The sequence below is a fragment of the Plantactinospora sp. B24E8 genome, from assembly GCF_039871735.1.
Lineage (GTDB): Bacteria > Actinomycetota > Actinomycetes > Mycobacteriales > Micromonosporaceae > Plantactinospora.
The window spans coordinates 169,289-185,108 of record NZ_JBDPMH010000011.1 but is presented as its reverse complement, the minus strand read 5'-3'; the positions used below and the strand labels follow the sequence as shown (position 1 = coordinate 185,108).

At 73.9% G+C, this 15,820-nt stretch carries 12 protein-coding genes; 7 read left to right on the top strand and 5 right to left on the bottom strand.

The window, feature by feature from the left end; all coding sequences use genetic code 11:
* Positions 1-14 precede the first annotated feature (14 nt).
* Positions 15-3,740, top strand: a complete 3,726-nt coding sequence (locus ABGB21_RS18765) for a hypothetical protein (protein WP_347678718.1) — start codon at positions 15-17, stop codon at positions 3,738-3,740.
* 248 nt (positions 3,741-3,988) lie between these two features.
* A complete protein-coding gene (locus ABGB21_RS18760; protein ID WP_347653498.1) occupies positions 3,989-5,038 on the top strand; it encodes an acyl-CoA desaturase in 1,050 nt (349 codons plus the stop codon).
* Positions 5,039-5,111: 73 nt separating this feature from the next.
* Here the strand turns inward: ABGB21_RS18760 and ABGB21_RS18755 are convergent, their stop codons facing one another.
* Positions 5,112-5,306 carry a hypothetical protein gene (locus tag ABGB21_RS18755; RefSeq protein ID WP_347678716.1) on the bottom strand — a complete coding sequence of 65 codons (195 nt, stop codon included), beginning with the start codon at positions 5,304-5,306 and terminating at the stop codon, positions 5,112-5,114.
* Positions 5,307-5,488: 182 nt separating this feature from the next.
* Between ABGB21_RS18755 and ABGB21_RS18750 the strand changes: the two genes are divergently transcribed.
* On the top strand, positions 5,489-5,782 hold the full coding sequence (locus ABGB21_RS18750) for a 4a-hydroxytetrahydrobiopterin dehydratase (protein ID WP_347653500.1): 294 nt from the start codon (positions 5,489-5,491) through the stop codon (positions 5,780-5,782).
* The gene (locus tag ABGB21_RS18745; protein ID WP_347653501.1) at positions 5,779-6,924 is read left to right on the top strand and encodes an FHA domain-containing protein; all 1,146 of its coding nucleotides are present in this window, start codon (positions 5,779-5,781) and stop codon (positions 6,922-6,924) included. The genes ABGB21_RS18750 and ABGB21_RS18745 overlap by 4 nt, the downstream gene beginning before the upstream one ends.
* Before the next feature lie 66 nt (positions 6,925-6,990).
* Here the strand turns inward: ABGB21_RS18745 and rocD are convergent, their stop codons facing one another.
* From rocD to ABGB21_RS18725, 4 genes are all read right to left on the bottom strand, one after another.
* Positions 6,991-8,199: an ornithine--oxo-acid transaminase gene (gene rocD, locus ABGB21_RS18740; RefSeq protein WP_347653502.1), complete on the bottom strand. Its 1,209-nt coding sequence runs from the start codon at positions 8,197-8,199 to the stop codon at positions 6,991-6,993.
* 128 nt (positions 8,200-8,327) lie between these two features.
* Positions 8,328-9,209, bottom strand: coding sequence for a dimethylargininase (gene ddaH, locus ABGB21_RS18735; protein ID WP_347653503.1), 882 nt, complete (start codon positions 9,207-9,209; stop codon positions 8,328-8,330).
* A gap of 324 nt (positions 9,210-9,533) precedes the next feature.
* The gene (locus tag ABGB21_RS18730; protein WP_347653504.1) at positions 9,534-10,286 is read right to left on the bottom strand and encodes a thrombospondin; all 753 of its coding nucleotides are present in this window, start codon (positions 10,284-10,286) and stop codon (positions 9,534-9,536) included.
* 115 nt (positions 10,287-10,401) lie between these two features.
* Positions 10,402-11,136 carry a cellulose binding domain-containing protein gene (locus ABGB21_RS18725; protein ID WP_347653505.1) on the bottom strand — a complete coding sequence of 245 codons (735 nt, stop codon included), beginning with the start codon at positions 11,134-11,136 and terminating at the stop codon, positions 10,402-10,404.
* A gap of 225 nt (positions 11,137-11,361) precedes the next feature.
* On the opposite strand from ABGB21_RS18725, the gene ABGB21_RS18720 reads away from it, so the two are divergent.
* The 3 genes from ABGB21_RS18720 to ABGB21_RS18710 all read left to right on the top strand — a co-directional run bounded on the left by ABGB21_RS18720 (position 11,362) and on the right by ABGB21_RS18710 (position 15,814).
* Entirely contained in the window at positions 11,362-12,165 is an 804-nt protein-coding gene (locus ABGB21_RS18720; protein WP_347678714.1) for a hypothetical protein, read from the top strand.
* A 62-nt stretch (positions 12,166-12,227) separates the two neighbouring features.
* Positions 12,228-14,060 (top strand): ABC transporter ATP-binding protein, encoded by a 1,833-nt coding sequence (locus tag ABGB21_RS18715; RefSeq protein WP_347678712.1) that lies wholly within the window; start codon positions 12,228-12,230, stop codon positions 14,058-14,060.
* Positions 14,057-15,814, top strand: coding sequence for an ABC transporter ATP-binding protein (locus tag ABGB21_RS18710; protein ID WP_347678710.1), 1,758 nt, complete (start codon positions 14,057-14,059; stop codon positions 15,812-15,814). The genes ABGB21_RS18715 and ABGB21_RS18710 overlap by 4 nt, the downstream gene beginning before the upstream one ends.
* Positions 15,815-15,820: the final 6 nt, after the last annotated feature.

Genomic DNA, 15,820 nt, shown 5'->3' with positions numbered 1-15,820 from the left:
CGGAGCATGGCGGCATGACCGAAGGCGTGCGCGCGTACCCCTGCCCGGTGTGCGGGACCGGGGCCGACCTGGTGACCGGCTGCCCGGGCTGCCGGCGGGGTCCGGACCCGGTCGCCGCCGAGGTGATCCGGCTCGAGGGAGAGATCGCCGCGCTGACCGTCCGGGTGGTCCAGGCCCGGGAGGCGTACCGGACCCTCGAGGCCACGCTCCGGCAGACCCGGCAGCGTCGCGAGACGCTCGCCGGGCAGGTCCGGGCCGCCGCGCTCGCCGCGCGGCAGGCCGCGACCCGGATGGCCCCGCCGCGCCCGGTGCCCACCCCGACCGGCCCGACCAGCGCCGTCCTCGCGCCGGTCGCGCCGCCGGTCGCGACCGCCGCCGGCCCGGCCCCGGTCACGCTTCCGGCACCGGTACGACCGGAGGCCTCCACCCGGACCGTGCAGAACGTTCTCTTCGTCCTCGGTGGCCTGCTGCTCGGGGCGGCCGCGATCGTCTTCACCGTGGTCGCCTGGGCCACCGTCGGCCTCACCGGACGGGCCGCGATCCTCGCCGGGCTGACCGGGCTGGCGCTCGCCCTGCCGGTGCTCGCCCGGCGCCGGGGCCTCACCGCCACCGCCGAGACCTTCGCGGCGATCGGTCTGCTGCTGGTACTGCTCGACGGGTACGCGGTCTGGGCAGTCGACCTGTTCGGGGTGGGCGACTGGCCCCGGGCCCGGTACGTCGCACTGGTCGCCGGGGTCGGCGCGGTGGTGGCCGCCGGCTACCGGCGGCTGACCGGGCTCACCGCGCCGTGGTTCGCCGGACTGCTGCTGGTCCAACCGGTGGCGCCGCTGCTGGCGTTCGACGCGCGGGTCGGCGCGACCGGTTGGACGCTGGCGTTCGCCGCGCTGGCGGTGCTCGACCTTCTCCTGACCCGGGGGCGGGGTGGCGACGGACCGGCGGGCCTCGACCTGGCCCGCCGGTCCGTCGCGTGGCTCGGCTACGGCGTCGCGGTGCTCGCCTCGGCGTGCTGCGCGGTGCTGGCGCTCGCGCTCACCGACGGTCCGTACGCCGCCTTCGCCGGTGCTCCGCTGCTGGTGCCGCCCCTGCTGCTGGTCGCCGGGGCGGTGCTGACCCGGGACGACGGGTTCGGGGCGGCCGCCGGTGGACTCCTCGTGGTGGCGCTCGGTGGTGCCCTGGTCCGGGCGGTGGCGGAACTCGACGGACCGGTGCTGGTCGGCTCGGCCGTCGTCTTCGCCCTGCTCGCCGGGGTGGTGCAGGCCTGCGCCCGGCTGCTGCCGCCCGGGGTACGCCTCGGCCCGTACGCCGGCAGCCTGGCCGCGGTGGCGGCCCTGGCCACCATCACCGGCGGGATGGCGCTGGTCACCGCCCTGGACACCGGGCTCCGGTCGCAGCCGGCCTGGCGGGCCGACCTGACGGTCGACACCGGGCCGTTCGACTGGCAGGCGCCGGTGGCGCTGCCGCTCGCGGTCGGCGCGCTGGTGTTCCTGTTGCCGACCCGGGGACGATGGCCGGCCGGGATCGCCGGCGGGGTGTTGACGATGCTGGCGCTGCCGACCGCGGTGCCGCTGCCCTGGTGGGCGATCGCGCTGCTGAGCCTCGGCATGGCGGCGGCGCTGGCCGTCGCCGCGGTCCGGACCGGCCGCCCGGGCGGGGCGGTCGGACCGCTCGCCGGCGCCGCCGTCCTGACCGCCGGACACGCCCTGGTGGTCGGGCTGGCCCGGCCGGCCGGTGCCGCCGGGGTCCTCGCCGGCATCGTGCTGACCGGGGCGGCGGTCGCGGTGACCGCCGGGCGGAACCGCTCCGAACGGCCGGGCCCGGCCCGGGTGGTCGGCGGGCTTGCGGTGGCGGTCGCCGTCCTGGCCGTGCCGGGCGCGGTGGTCCTCGGCCTTTTCGCCGTCGACGTACCGCCGTGGTGGCAGGCCCGGGCGGCGCTCGCCAGCACGGTGCTGCTGACCGTCGGCGTCCTGCTGACCGCCGTCCGGACGTCCGTCTCCGCACCCTCGCCGGCGGTGCAGCCCGTTCCCGTATCGGCACCGGCGGTGCAGCCCGGCTCCGCGCCGTCGCCCGGTCCGGACGGCCGGGACGGTGTGGTCCGGTCCCAGCCGGTGGCGGCCGGCTACCTGCCCTACGCGGGTGCGGCGTTGTCGCTGGTGGCGCTGGTGGTCGGGTTCTCGCCCACCCTCTCCGGAGTCGCCGAACCGGCGGGCATGTACGCCGCCGGGGCGCTGCTGACCGCTGTCGCGGTCGGGGTCGCGGCGCGTCCCTGGCGGTGGCCGGTCCGCCGGCCATCTGCGGGTACGGTCCATCGGCCCGCTTCGGGTACGGGTGCCGAGCCCCTGCCCGCCACCCTGTGGACGGTCACCTCACTGGTCTCCACGACGTTGCTGCTGCTCCGGGTCACCGTCGCGGTGGTGCCGGCGTTCGTGGCGGTCTTCCTCGCGCCGTACGCCTGGCTGGGGCGGATCTGGTCGGGACCGCCGGCCGGCGTCGGGCTGACCCCGGCCGACTGGCGGCCCGACCTGCCGCAGGTGGTGACGCTGCTGCTGCTCGCCGGGACGGCGGCGGTGGCCGGTTGGGCGTGGCGGCGTACCGCCCGCGCGGCGGTGTTGGTCGCCGTACCGTTCCTGGTGACCACGGCACTGACCGGGCTCGCCGCCGCCGGTGCCCGTTGGCCCACCGTGCCGGCGCTGGCGCTCGCTGGTGGACTGGTGGCGTTGCACGGCGCGGCGCTCACCGCGAGGGTCGGCCGGGCCGGCCAGGTTGTCGTACCGCTGGGCGTGGCGCTCACCGGCGCGGGCCTCGCCGGGCTGCTGCCGACCAGGTCCGGCACGATCGTCGGGCTGACCGTGCTGGTCGCGGCCGGGCTGACCGTCGGCCTGCTCGGACGCGGTCGCCACGCCCGGGTGTCCGGTTGGCTGGGTACGACCACGGCGGCGGTGCTGCTGGCGGTGGCCGCCCCGCTCGCCGCCGGCCAGCCGCTCCGGGTCGCCGCGCTGGTGGTGCTCGGGGTCGCGGCGGCGTCGCTGGCCGGCGGGGTCGTCCTGCGTGGTCTGCTCCCGTCCGCGTCGGCCGACCGACGGCGCGTCGAGGCGATCGCCGCCGAGGCGGCCGGGTATGCAGCGGCCCTGGTCGCGCTGGTGTTGACCGTCGGCGAGCCGCGGTACGCGGCGACGGTCTGCCTGCTGTGGGGAGTGGTGCTGGGGCTGCGGGCACTGCGTCCGGCGGAGCCGGAGCACCGACGCTGGGCCTACGCGGCCGGTGCCGGCGCGGCCGAAATGCTCGGGATCTGGCTGCTGCTCGCCTCGGCCGAGGTGGCGCTGGTCGAGGCGTACACCCTGCCGGCGGCGCTGCTGGCGCTGCTGGTCGGCGGGCTGGCCACCCGGGCCTGGCCGGGACTGAGCAGTTGGGTCGGGTACGGACCCGGACTCGCCGCCGCGCTGCTGCCGAGTCTGGTGTCGGTGCTGGTCGCCGGCGGGCAGCCGGAGCGTCGGCTGCTGCTCGGCGTCGGTGCGCTGGTGACCGTACTCGTCGGTGCCCGGTGGCGACGGCAGGCGCCGGTGGTGCTCGGTGGAGTGGTGCTCTCGGTGCAGGCGGTGCGGGAGAGCGTCGGCATCTGGGAACGGTGGCCCTGGATCTTCCTCGCCATCGGTGGTTTCACGCTCATCGGCCTGGCCGTCACGTACGAACGGCGGCGCCGGGATCTGCGGCGGCTGCGCGGCGCGGTCGGCCGGATGAGCTGAGCCGGCGGATCCGACGGTCCGCTCGTCCGGCCGACGGTGGGCCTGGTGCGGCGGCCGGCTCGTCCGGCCGACGGCGGGCCGGCCGGTGTGCCGCTGTTTCCAGCATCGGGATCCGTCAATCAAACCGGGGGGATAGCCCTACCCCGGATACGGGGGCTTCCGGGGTTACTGAGTGCACCTGATCACGGGAGGCTTGAGGGCCTAGCCGCCCAGCGGTGTGGCCGGAATAACCTGATTGGGGATGAAGAATGGCGATCAGCGCGCTGGCTGAGCCAGCCGTACGGCGTGGTAGCGACTACTCTCAGTTATCGCGTCGGATCAGTCAGGCGGGCCTGCTGGAACGGCGCACCGGTTGGTACGTCACCCGGATCGCGGTGACCATCGGGCTCTTCGTCGCCGGCTGGATCGCCTTCGCCGCGGTCGGGAACTCGTGGTGGCAACTGCCGGTCGCGGTCTTCCTGGCCTTCGCCACCACCCAGGTCGCGTTCCTCGGCCACGACGCCGGGCACAAGCAGATGTTCCGGAACCGGCGGGCCAGCGAGATCGCCGGCCTGATCGCCGGCAACCTCGCGACCGGACTCAGCTACGGCTGGTGGATCGACAAGCACAACCGGCACCACGCCAACCCGAACCACGAGGACGAAGACCCCGACGTCGGGGCGGGCGCCCTGGTCTGGACCCACGAGCAGGCGCTGGCGACCCGGGGCTTCGGACGGTGGATGGCGCGCCGGCAGGCGTACCTCTTCTTCCCGCTGCTGCTGCTGGAAGGGCTGGCGCTGCACGTGGCGAGTGTGCGGGCGCTGCGCGGCACGCCGATGCGGCACCGGCGGGTCGAGGCACTGCTGCTGGTGGTGCACACCGTGGGCTACCTCGGCGTGCTGTTCACCGTGCTGTCCCCGGTGCGGGCGCTGGTGTTCATCGCCGTCCACCAGGGGCTGTGGGGGCTCTACATGGGGTGCTCGTTCGCCCCGAACCACAAGGGCATGCCGGTGATGACCGCCGAGGACAACCTCGACTTCCTGCGCAAGCAGGTGCTGACCTCGCGCAACGTACGGGGCGGAGTGGTCGTCGACTTCCTGCTCGGCGGCCTCAACTACCAGATCGAGCACCACCTGTTCCCGAGCATGCCCCGGGCCAACCTCCGGAAGGCGCAGCCGATTGTGACTGAGTTCTGCGCCGAGCGCGGCATCCCGTACGAGGAGACCGGACTCTTCGACTCCTACCGGCAGGCCCTCCGGCACCTGCACGAGGTTGGCGCACCGCTGCGGGCCGCCGACCGGGCGACCGCCGTCGGCTGAGTGGCCGTGAAGGAACGCGGGAGCCCGGCCGGGGACGGCGTCCGTCCCCGACCGGGCTCCGCTGAGGTACGACTCAGGCGTTCATCAGTCCGAGCAGTTCGTCCGGCATGTCCGACACCTCGGACGGGTCCGGCTTCCTGATCTCCACCGGCTTGCCGAAGTTGTCGTAGGCGACCCGCATCTCGCCGAGCATCGGCGACACGCTCTTGGTGTCCACCGAGATCTCGGTGAGCCGGCCCTGCCCGTCGACCTTGGCGGTGAACGGCACCGACCGGACCCTGTCGCCGTGCCGTATCGACCGCGGTGGCCGGTCCGGCAGGCAGCGTAGCGACCGGGTCCCACATCCGCCGCCGAAATTCGCCCCCACCGCAGAGGCTCGCTTCCACCGCCGAGATCGGTCGGGAAACGGATGCTCTCCACGGTGTCGACCCCCGGCGGTAAGGTCTGGCCATGGCAGACGTGCTGGACGCGGGGGCGGTGCGGGCCGAGCTGGAGGGGTTGGACGGCTGGTCCGGTGATCCGGCCTGCATCGGCCGTACCGTCGAACTACCCGGATTCCGTGACGCGATCGGTGTCGTGGACCGGGTCGCGGTGGTCGCGGAGGAACTCGACCACCATCCCGACATCGACATCCGCTGGCGCACGGTGACCTTCCGGTGCGCCACACACTCGGCCGGCGGAGTCACTCGACGCGACGTCGAGTTGGCGCGGCGTATCGACGAGATAGTCCGGGGAGCGGCGTGAGATTTGAGATAAGCAAGGTCCTCGACGCGATCGAGGGCCGGGTCAGCACCGATCCCGACCTGGTCCGGGCGGTGCTCGACCTGGCGGAGGTGGTCCGGTACGTCGACCTGGACGGCGGGCGGCCGGCCAGCACGCTGCGACTGGGCATGGTGATGGACGCGCTCGGGCGGCAGCTCGAGGAGGACAACGTCCCGGTGTACGCCGTGGTGCACCGGGCCCTGCTCAGCGAGGCCGACCTGACCTCCAACGAGCGGATGGTGTTGCGCCGCTGGGCCGACGAGGGCCTGATCGAGGTCCTCAACAATCCGGGTGACCGGGTGCTGGAGGTGGCCGAGCTGCTCGGGCTGCCGGTGCTGAGCCGGGCCCGGTACGACGGGATGGCCGGCCGTTTCCCCTGGGTGACCGGGCAGCCGGGGCGCCTGCTGGCCCCGCTGCCGGGGGCCGGTGGGCCGGTGCTGGTGCCGAGGGTGAAGGGCAACAACCCCGGACCGGTCGGACCCTCGCCGACCGGGCGCAAGCTGCTCGCCCGCACCTGGCGCTGCAAGGAGCCGGGCTGTGTGCTGTTCGGCGGCTCCGGCGGGGGCGCCTTCGCCGACCTGGCCGAGATCGACCGCAAGCCGAGCGGCCAGCCGCCGCCCCGGCTGCGCGCCGGCCAGCCGATCTGCCCCCGGCACGACCAGCGGCTGACCGACGCCGGCCCCCGCCCCGGCACCGAGGTGCTGTCGGTGCGGATCGGCGGCATGGTGCGGCGCCGGTTCGTGGTCGCCGCCGACCGGCCGGTGCTGGTCGGCCGGGCGCCGGAGGAGAGCACCGGGGTCCGGCTCGGGCAGTGGCTGAACGACGAGGCGCGACGCTGGATCAGCCGCAGCCACGTACGGTTCGAGCTGCGGGGTGCCGATCTGGTCGCGCAGGACGTCAGCACCAACGGTTCCGGTATCCGTCCGGGCGGGTCGCTGGAGGAGTCGGAGCGGATCGGGTTGGCCCGGCAGCAGTCCCGGGTGCTGCGTCCGGGCGACATCGTCGAGCTGTATCCCGGCGTTCAGGTGGGTCGGGCCAGCACCTGGGCCTCCGGTGGCATGAGCAACCCGACCTCGGTGATGGCCGAGGCGCCGACGATGGCGATGCGGGTGGTCGACCGCTGACCGTTCGGGTTGGGTGTGCGGAAGGGCTCCTTCCCAGCGTTTCCGGTGGAGGAGGGGCCCTTCCGGTCAGCCCAGGACGGCGGTGAGCTGGGCGACCGCGTGGTCGAGCTCGTCGGCGGTCACCACCAGCGGCGGGGCGAGTCGGATCGTCGAACCGTGGGTGTCCTTGGCCAGTACGCCCCGCTCGGCGAGCCGCTCGCACGCCTGCCGCCCGGTCATCAGCGCCGGGTCGATGTCCACCCCGGCCCACAGCCCCCGGCCGCGTACGGCGACCAGCCCCTCGCCGATCAGCCCGCGGAGCGCGTCGTGCAGGTGGGCCCCGAGTTCGGCCGAGCGGCGCTGGAACTCGCCGGTGGCGAGCAGGCGTACCACCTCGGTGGCGACCGCGCAGGCCAGCGGGTTGCCGCCGAACGTGGAGCCGTGTTCGCCGGGCCGCAGCACGCCGAGGATGTCGGCGTCGGCGGCGACCGCCGAGACCGGGACGATGCCGCCACCGAGCGCCTTGCCGAGGACGTACATGTCGGGGACGACGTTCTCGTGGTCGCAGGCGAAGGTCTCCCCGGTCCGGCCGAGCCCGGACTGGATCTCGTCGGCGACGAAGAGCACGTTCCGTTCGGTGCAGAGCCGCCGGACCCCGGGCAGATAGCCGGTGGGCGGTACGACCACACCCTGCTCGCCCTGGATCGGCTCCAGCAGTACGGCGACGGTGGTCTCGTCGATCGCGTCGGCGAGCGCGGCGAGGTCGCCGTACGGGACGATCCGGAAGCCCGGGGTGTACGGCCCGAAGTCGTCCCGGGCGTCGGGGTCGGTGGAGAAGCTGACGATGGTGGTCGTCCGACCGTGGAAGTTGCCGTCCGCGACGACGATGGTGGCCTGGCCGGCCGGCACACCCTTGACCTGGTAACCCCACTTCCGGGACACCTTGATCGCGGTCTCCACCGCCTCGGCGCCGGTGTTCATCGGCAGGACGAGGTCCTTGCCGCAGAGTTGGGCGAGTTCCCGGCAGAAGTCGGCGAACTGGTCGTGGATGAACGCCCGGCTGGTCAGGGTGAGCCGGTCGAGCTGGGCGTGCGCGGCGGCGATCAGCGTCGGATGCCGGTGACCGAAGTTCAGCGCCGAGTAGCCGGCGAGGCAGTCCAGGTAGCGGCGACCGTCGACGTCGGTCACCCAGGCCCCCTCGGCGGAGGAGACCACCACCGGCAGCGGGTGGTAGTTGTGCGCCGTCCAGCGTTCGGCGTCGCGTACCGCCTCGGGGGTGCGCAGCACGTCGTCCATGAGTTTTCCTTCGTTCGCGACCGCGGGGCTCACTCGCTGCGCTCGTTCACTCCTCGCGCTGATGCTCACGAGTCCTTCTTCGTTCGCGACTGCGGGGCTCACTCGCTGCGCTCGTTCACTCCTCGCGCTCACCGGTCCGCCTCTCGTTCCCGCAGCACCAGGGTGCAGCACTTCGGTCCGCCGCCGGCCTTACGCAGCTCGGACAAATCAATACCGATTGTGTCGTATCCCCGGTCCCGCAGGGCTGCCGACAGTCCGGTGGCCTGGGCCGGAAGGACAACGTGCCGGCCGTCGCTCACCGCGTTCAGGCCGAGCACCTCGGCGTCGGCGGCGGTGGCCAGGACCGCGTCCGGGAAGAGCTGCCGCAGCACCGCCCGGCTGCCCGGGGAGAAGGCCTCCGGCAGGTACGCCACGGTCCGGTCGTCGAGCACGCACAGCGCCGTGTCGAGGTGGTAGAAGCGCGGGTCGACCAGGCGCAACGTGACCACCGGCCGGCCGAAGAGTTCCTGCACCTCGGGGTGGGCCGCGTGACTGGTCCGGAACCCGGTCCCGGCGAGCAGCAGGTCGCCGACGGCCAGGATGTCGCCCTCACCCTCGTTGATGTGCTTGGCCTCGGAGACCTCGAAACCGGCCCGGTCCAGCCAGGCCGCGTACGCCGGTGCCTCGTCGGCCCGCTCCGGGTCGCGGAACTGTACGGCGAGGGCCCGACCGTCGACGACCGTCGCGCCGTTCGCCGCGAAGACCATGTCGGGCAGGCCGGGCAGCGGCTCGATCTCCTCCACCGTGTGCCCGAGCTCGAGGTACGTCCGCCGCAGCGTCTCCCACTGCCGGATCGCGAGCGCGGTGTCGACCGGTGCGGCCGGGTCCATCCACGGGTTGATCGTGTACTCGACGGCGAAGTACGTCGGCCGGCACATCAGATAGCGGCGGCGTACCGGGTCGACCGGTACGGGTCCACCAGGCAGCCGGTCGGGGTCACGACCCGGTCGAGGGGTGGCGTCCAACGTCATGGTCCTGCTCCAGGGGATTCGGGCGCGCCCGGCCTCGGTACGGCTCGCGGGCTGGCGCCCAACCCACGGTATGCGGGTCGCGGCGGCAGGAACCACCGGTGGAACTTGCGTGATCCGGCTGATCGTTGCGTCTGTGGCCGACCAGAGGGGCGAATCGTTAAGCCCACGCCTGGGGCTGGCCGGCCCGCACCGGCCGTCGGACCCCGGACAGCACTTCGGGGGCGGCAGCACTGCCGCCCCCGAACCTGTGCGCTCAGGTGGTGCACCACCACCGGCTGGCGGAGCCAGAGCGGTGAACCACCGCTCCGCGGGCATTTCTGCCCGTCAGAACCGGTCCACAAACTGTGAATCAAGCCACTCGCGGAACCGCTGCACGCTGTCGCCGTCGGTGCTCGGCCAGCCGAGGTCGCCGGTCATCGCGAGCACCCCGGCCACGATGGCGCCGAGGCCGAGGACGAGCCCGATCAGCGCGTCGGTCCGGCCGGCGATGTGCCGGCGGGCGGTCGCCGAGACCCCGCCGATCGCCAGCAGCAGGGCGAGGCCGCCGAGCGCGATGCCGTACCCGGCGAGGGTGCCGGTGAGCACAAAACCGGCGGCGGCCACCCCGACGACCAGGCTGAGCGTGGCGAGGATGCTGGCCCGGGGGCGGGGGCCGGCCGGTGCGACGCCCTCGGGCCGGCGCCGCGCGTCGGCCGTACCCTCGTCGCTGTCCCGGTCCGCGCGGCGGTCGGTCTCCGGGGTGGCCGGCGGTGCCGGCGGGGTGCCCCGGTCCCGCTCCGCGACGGCGGCCCGGGCCCGGCCCGGGGTCAGGCCGGCGGCCCGGTCGCGGTCGCGCTCGACGGTTCCGGTACGCCCGTCCGTGTCCCCGGTCCGGTGGTCCCCGTCGATCCGGGTGGTCGTCGTGTCGGCGCGGGTGCTGTCGGACCGGGTGGTGTCGGAGCGCGCACCCCGGTCGCCGGTGCCGGCGTCCCCGGTCCCGGCCGGGCCCGGACGCGCGTCGCGCGCGTCGACCCGACCGTCGCGGTTCGTGTCGCGGGCGGTCTCGTTGCCACGCGAGAGTGATGGAATCCTGACCACAACCCACCTCCGAAAAACGTGCGTGGGCCTCGTCGATGGCACCTACGCGGGAATTTTTCGATCGGTGTACCCCGATGTGCGGTCAGCCACACCTCGGTGGCCCGGCCCGCCGAGGTCAGCGGACCCGGTCGTCGTCGAGTTGGGTGAAGGTGACGGTGTCCGACAGGTAACCGGGAACCGAGAGCGTGAAGACGGTGACGTCGTCCACGTCGTCGGCGTCCTGCGCGTTCATCACCCCGTAGCCCTGCGGCGTGCTCCAGTTCGTCGGCGTGAAGACCAGCGCCATGGGCGGGCCGGCCCAGATCCCGGTGCCCTGGATCCGCATCTGGAGGGTGACCTGTCCGGTCGGCGGGTGGCTGAGTCGTACGGTGAACGAGCGGCCGGTGCCCTCGGGCAACGAGATGCTGTCCGGCTCGGCGATGACCGCCCGGGGTGCGCTACCCACGCAGGGCACCCCGTTGACCCGCCAGTTCGTCGGTGCCAGGTTGGTCCCGGTGTAGGTGCCCTGGAATCCGAGCCAGACCGACTCTCCGGTCCGGACCGTGTCGGGCCAGGTCCCGCTGCGCACGATCACGTCCGGGCCGCTCTGACCGAAGCTGTGGTTCCAGAGGTTGGTGATCCGCTGGTCGCCCGGGAAGGTGAACTCGAGCGTGAACCCGTGCCAGTCGTCGCCGAGGTTCGTCAACTGCACGGTGGAGTGAAAGCCGTTGTGCCACGTGTTGCTGGTGTAGGTGACCGCGCAGGCGATCTCCGCACGGGCGGGCGCGGCCGGTCCGACCAGTGCGGTGGTGGCGGCCAGCACGACCGCACCGATCATCGCGGACAGCCGGCGTACGAGGGTGGTGGCCATCAGGGTCCTTTCCGGACATGACGGGTGCACGGGCGGTGCCGCCTGGTCCTGTCGGCAGCATGACCCGTGCGGTCCGCCCGCAAAGACATCGACAGCTTTGCATTTCCCGAGGTGGATCGGAAGGCGGCCAATGGTCGTTCCGGCATCGGCCACCCGGCCGATTGTCAGGTGAATTCGCCGCGTAGCCTTCCGCGGGGCAGTAGGGGCACTCGGCCAAGGGGTGGCATGGCGTTGGAACAGGGCAACCAGTTGGTCGGCCAGATTGGTCAGATCGTCGGCGACGCGGTCAACCGCGTGACGTCCGCGAATCCGCCGGCCGCGTTCGCCGATCCCGCGTCCCCCGCCACGGACCAGCCCGCCGGGTCCGCGGCGGCCGCCGGTCCGGCGACCGCCCACCACGCCGTCGGTGCCGCCGCCGGGACGACCGTGCCAGCCGTCGGCCCTGACCCGTCCCCGGCCAACGGCGGTGCCGACCCGGCGGCGACCCCGACGCCCGCACCCGCGAGCTTTGGTGCGGTTGTCGTCGCGTTCGCGCTGATCGCCGGCGCCGGCTTCGCCTCGTGGAGCCTCTGGGCCAGCGGTGGCACCGCCAAGGTCATGCAGCCGCCGGACACCGTCGCCGTCTTCGGCGTACTGATCGTCTTCGCCGCCGCGGTCGAGCGGATCCTGGAACCCTTCTCCCGCTGGCTGCCCGGTCGGGGAGCCGAGGCCACGCTCCAGCGCCTCACCGCGGAGTTGGCGAACCGGCCGGCGACCGCGGCGGAGCAGGCGAGCCTCGGGCAGCTCCGCGAGCGGGCGGACCGGGCCCGGGGCAACCGGACCATCGTCGCCTGGGGGATCGCCACCGCCGTCGCCACGGTCGCCTCCACCGCCGGTGGCTTCTACGTGCTGCACGCGATCGCCGGCCCGGAGTGGGAGGGCCTGCCGGTCTGGATCGACGGCATCGTCACCGGGATCATGGTCGGCAGCGGTACCAAGCCGTTGCACGACCTGATCACCCGGATCCAGTCCGGCGGCGGACAGCCGTAGACCCCGGCCGGTGGAGTCCTAAACCGGTCGGAACGCTCGCGGCCGGTCGGTAGCCTGGGCGGGTGCCGCCGCAGCTCCCGCACCCCGACCCAGGAACACCGGACACCCGGGGGCCACTGCGGTACATCTGGTGGCTGGCCCGGAGCCAACCGGTCCGGGTCCTGCGTGGCAGCCTGCTCGGCACCCTCTGGATGACCGGGCTCGCGCTGCGGCCGTACCTGATCGCCAAGGCCGTGGACGACGGCCTGCGCGCCCGCGACAACCGTGCCCTGCTGCTCTGGGTGGCCGCGATCGTGGTGGCCGGCCTCGGCCAGGCCTGGATCGGCATCCTGCGGCACCGCACGATGACCTTCGTCCGGGAGGACGCCACCGCCCGTTCGGCGGCGGTCCTGCTGCGACAGCTCTCCCGGGCCGGCGCGGTGCTGTCCCGCAAGCTCGCCGCCGGTGAGGTCGCCACCGTCGGCGGCTCCGACATCGGCAACACCTCCCACGTGCTGACCATGACCGGTCCCGGGGTCGGCGCGGTGGTCGCGTACGCGGTCGTCGCCGTGATGCTCTGGTCGATCTCGCCGAGGCTGGCGACCTGCATCCTGCTCGGCGTACCGCTGACCGCCGCCGTGATGGGGCCGATGCTGCGTCGGCTCGACCGGGTCGAGACGGTCTACCGGCACCGGCAGGGACTGCTCACCGCCCGGGCCGGGGACATCGTCGCCGGGCTGCGGGTCCTCGCCGGGGTCGGCGGGCGCGGCCTCTTCGCCCGCCGCTACACCGACCGGTCCCAGGAACTGCTGGCCGAGGGCTACCGGGTCGGCGCGGTCAACAGTTGGATCCGGGCGCTGACCGGTGCGCTGCCGGGGCTCTTCCTCGCCGTCGTGGTCTGGCTCGCCGCCCGGATGGCCGCCGACGGTGACATCACCATCGGCCAGATGGTCGCCGTCTACGGATACGTCGCGGTCCTGGTCGTGCCGGTCTGGTTCCTGCTCGACGCCGGCTACCAGCTCATCAAGGGCCGGGTCGCCGCCCGCCGGATCGTCGCCCTGCTCACCCTGACCCCGGACGAGGTCGCCGATCCGGCGGCGGAGCCGGTCCCGGTCCCGGACCGGCCGGCCGAACTGCACGACCCGGTCACCGGTCTGACCGTCCGACCCGGACAGCTGGTCGCGGTCGCGGCCGACGACCCCGCCCAGGCGGCCGCGCTCGCCGACCGGCTCGGCCGGTACGTCGTCAGCGGGGCGACCTGGGGCGGCCGGCGGCTCACCGGGATGCCGCTGGCGCAGGTACGGTCCCGGATCCTCGTCGCCGACCACGACTCGTACCTCTTCGCCGGCACCCTGCGGGAGGTCCTGCGGATCCGGGACGACCAGGACGACCACCGGCTCCGGGACGCGGTACGGGTCGCCTCGGCCGACGACGTCGTCGACGCGCTACCCGACGGGCTCGACACCGCGCTCGACACCCGGGCCCGGCGACTCTCCGGCGGTCAACGGCAACGGGTACGCCTGGCCCGGGCCCTGCTGGCCGAACCGGAGGTGCTCATCCTGCTCGACCCGACGTCGGCGGTGGACGCGCACACCGAGGCGCGGATCGCCGCGCGGCTGCGGGACGCCCGGGCCGGCCGGACGACCCTGCTGCTCGGCACCTCGCCGCTGCTGCTCGGCCACGCCGACACGGTGGCGTACCTGGCCGGCGGTCGGATCGTCGCCATCGGCACCCACCCTGAACTGCTGGACCGGGAATCCGGCTACCGGGCCCTGGTCGCCCGCGACCCGCAGCCGCACCACGCCGACACCGACACCGTCGGCGAGCCCAACGGTGGTCCCGCCGGGCCCGGCCGTGAGGTCGACGGGTACCGCGACGTCGGCGAGCACGGCGGCACCCGGGAGGTGCTGCGGTGACGACCGGACCGGCACTGACCGAGCAGCCCCGGCTGCCGGTGGCGGAGAAGAGCACGGTCCGTGGGGCCGCGGTGGAACTGCTCCGCGGCGACCGCCGCACCGTCGTCGTGCTGCTCCTGTTGCACGCCGTCGCCGCGGTCGCCGGGCTGGCCTCACCGTGGCTGCTCGGTGTGATCGTGGACGAGGTCACCGCCGGGGCCGGGATCGGCACCATCGACCGGCTGGCCCTGGCGATCGTCGGCTGTGTGCTGGCCCAGGGCCTGCTCAACCGGTACGCCCAGTACGTCGGCTACCGGTTCGGCGAGCGGGCCGTGGCCCGGCTGCGCGAGGAGTTCGTCCGGCGTACCCTCGGGCTGCCCGTCGGGGTGGTCGAACGGGCCGGCACCGGTGACCTCGCCACCCGCAGCTCGGTCGACGTGAACATGGTCGGCACCATGGTCCGGGACGCGCTGCCGGTGGTGGTGATCTCCTCGGCGCAGCTGCTGCTGCTCTTCGGAGCGGTGTGCCTGCTGCATCCGATCTTCGGGTTGGTTGGGTTGGCCGGGGCGCCGACGATCGCCGTGGCGGTCCGCCACTACCTGCGCCGGGCCCGGGACGCGTACCTTGCCGAGGGTGCGGCGATGGCGGAGCTGACCGAGACGATGACCGCCACCGCCGAGGGGGCCCGGACCGTCGAGGGGCTGCGCCTCACCGACCAGCGGATCACGTACGGCACCGGGCGGATCGGCCGGCTCTGGGCGACCCGGCGGGCCACCCTCCGGCTGCGGTCGGTCTTCTTCCCGACGGTGGAGGCGAGCTACGCGCTGCCGGTCGCGATTGTGCTGCTGGTCGGCGGGTTCCTGCTGGACCGGGGCGCGGTCAGCCTCGGTGCGGTGGTCGCCGCCGCGCTCTACCTGCAACAGTCGATCGGGCCGCTCGACGCCCTGCTGCAGTGGATGGAACAGACCCAGCGGGGCGTGGCCTCGTTCGCCCGGGTGCTCGGCGTCGGCCAGGTGCCGCCGGAACCGCGCGGTGGTGCCGTCGTACCGTCCGACCAGCGGCTCGTGGTCCGCGACGCCCGCTTCGGTTACGCCGACGGCCCGGACGTGCTGCACGGCATCAACCTGGAGATCCGCCCCGGTGAACGGCTCGCGGTCGTCGGCCCGTCCGGGGCCGGCAAGTCGACCCTGGCCCGGCTGATCGCCGGCATCGACCGCCCCCGTACCGGCGAGGTGCTGCTCGGCGGCTGCCCGGTCACCGACCTCGACCCGGCACAGCGACGTCGGGAGATCGCCCTGGTCACCCAGGAACACCACGTCTTCATCGGCACGCTGCGGGACAACCTCGCCTTCGCCGCCCCGGAGGCCACCGACGGGCAGATGCGCTCCGCCCTGGTCGCGGTCGGCGCCGACTGGTACGCCGACCTGCCGGACGGTCTCGACACCGTGCTCGGGGACGGGGCCCGGGAACTCAGCCCGGCCGACGCCCAGCAGCTCGCCCTGGCCCGGATCGTCCTCGCCGACCCGCACACCCTGATCCTCGACGAGGCGACGGCGGCACTCGACCCGACCACGGCCCGGCGTACCGAGCGGGCGCTCGGCGCGGTGCTGGCCGGTCGTACCGTGATCGCGATCGCGCACCGGCTCAACACCGCGCACGACGCGGACCGGGTGGCGGTGCTGGACGACGGTCGGATCACCGAGCTGGGCAACCACCACGAACTGCTCGCCACCGGTGGCGCGTACGCGGCGCTCTGGCGCTCCTGGCACGCCTGAGGTGTC

What these genes read in the sequence shown, in the direction of transcription:
- ABGB21_RS18765 (WP_347678718.1), top strand. Translation starts at nt 15, where the DNA reads ATGACCGAAGGCGTGCGCGCGTACCCCTGCCCGGTGTGCGGGACCGGG.
- ABGB21_RS18760 (WP_347653498.1), top strand. Translation starts at nt 3,989, where the DNA reads ATGGCGATCAGCGCGCTGGCTGAGCCAGCCGTACGGCGTGGTAGCGAC.
- ABGB21_RS18750 (WP_347653500.1), top strand. Translation starts at nt 5,489, where the DNA reads ATGGCAGACGTGCTGGACGCGGGGGCGGTGCGGGCCGAGCTGGAGGGG.
- rocD (WP_347653502.1), bottom strand. Translation starts at nt 8,199, where the DNA reads ATGGACGACGTGCTGCGCACCCCCGAGGCGGTACGCGACGCCGAACGC.
- ddaH (WP_347653503.1), bottom strand. Translation starts at nt 9,209, where the DNA reads ATGACGTTGGACGCCACCCCTCGACCGGGTCGTGACCCCGACCGGCTG.
- ABGB21_RS18725 (WP_347653505.1), bottom strand. Translation starts at nt 11,136, where the DNA reads ATGGCCACCACCCTCGTACGCCGGCTGTCCGCGATGATCGGTGCGGTC.
- ABGB21_RS18720 (WP_347678714.1), top strand. Translation starts at nt 11,362, where the DNA reads ATGGCGTTGGAACAGGGCAACCAGTTGGTCGGCCAGATTGGTCAGATC.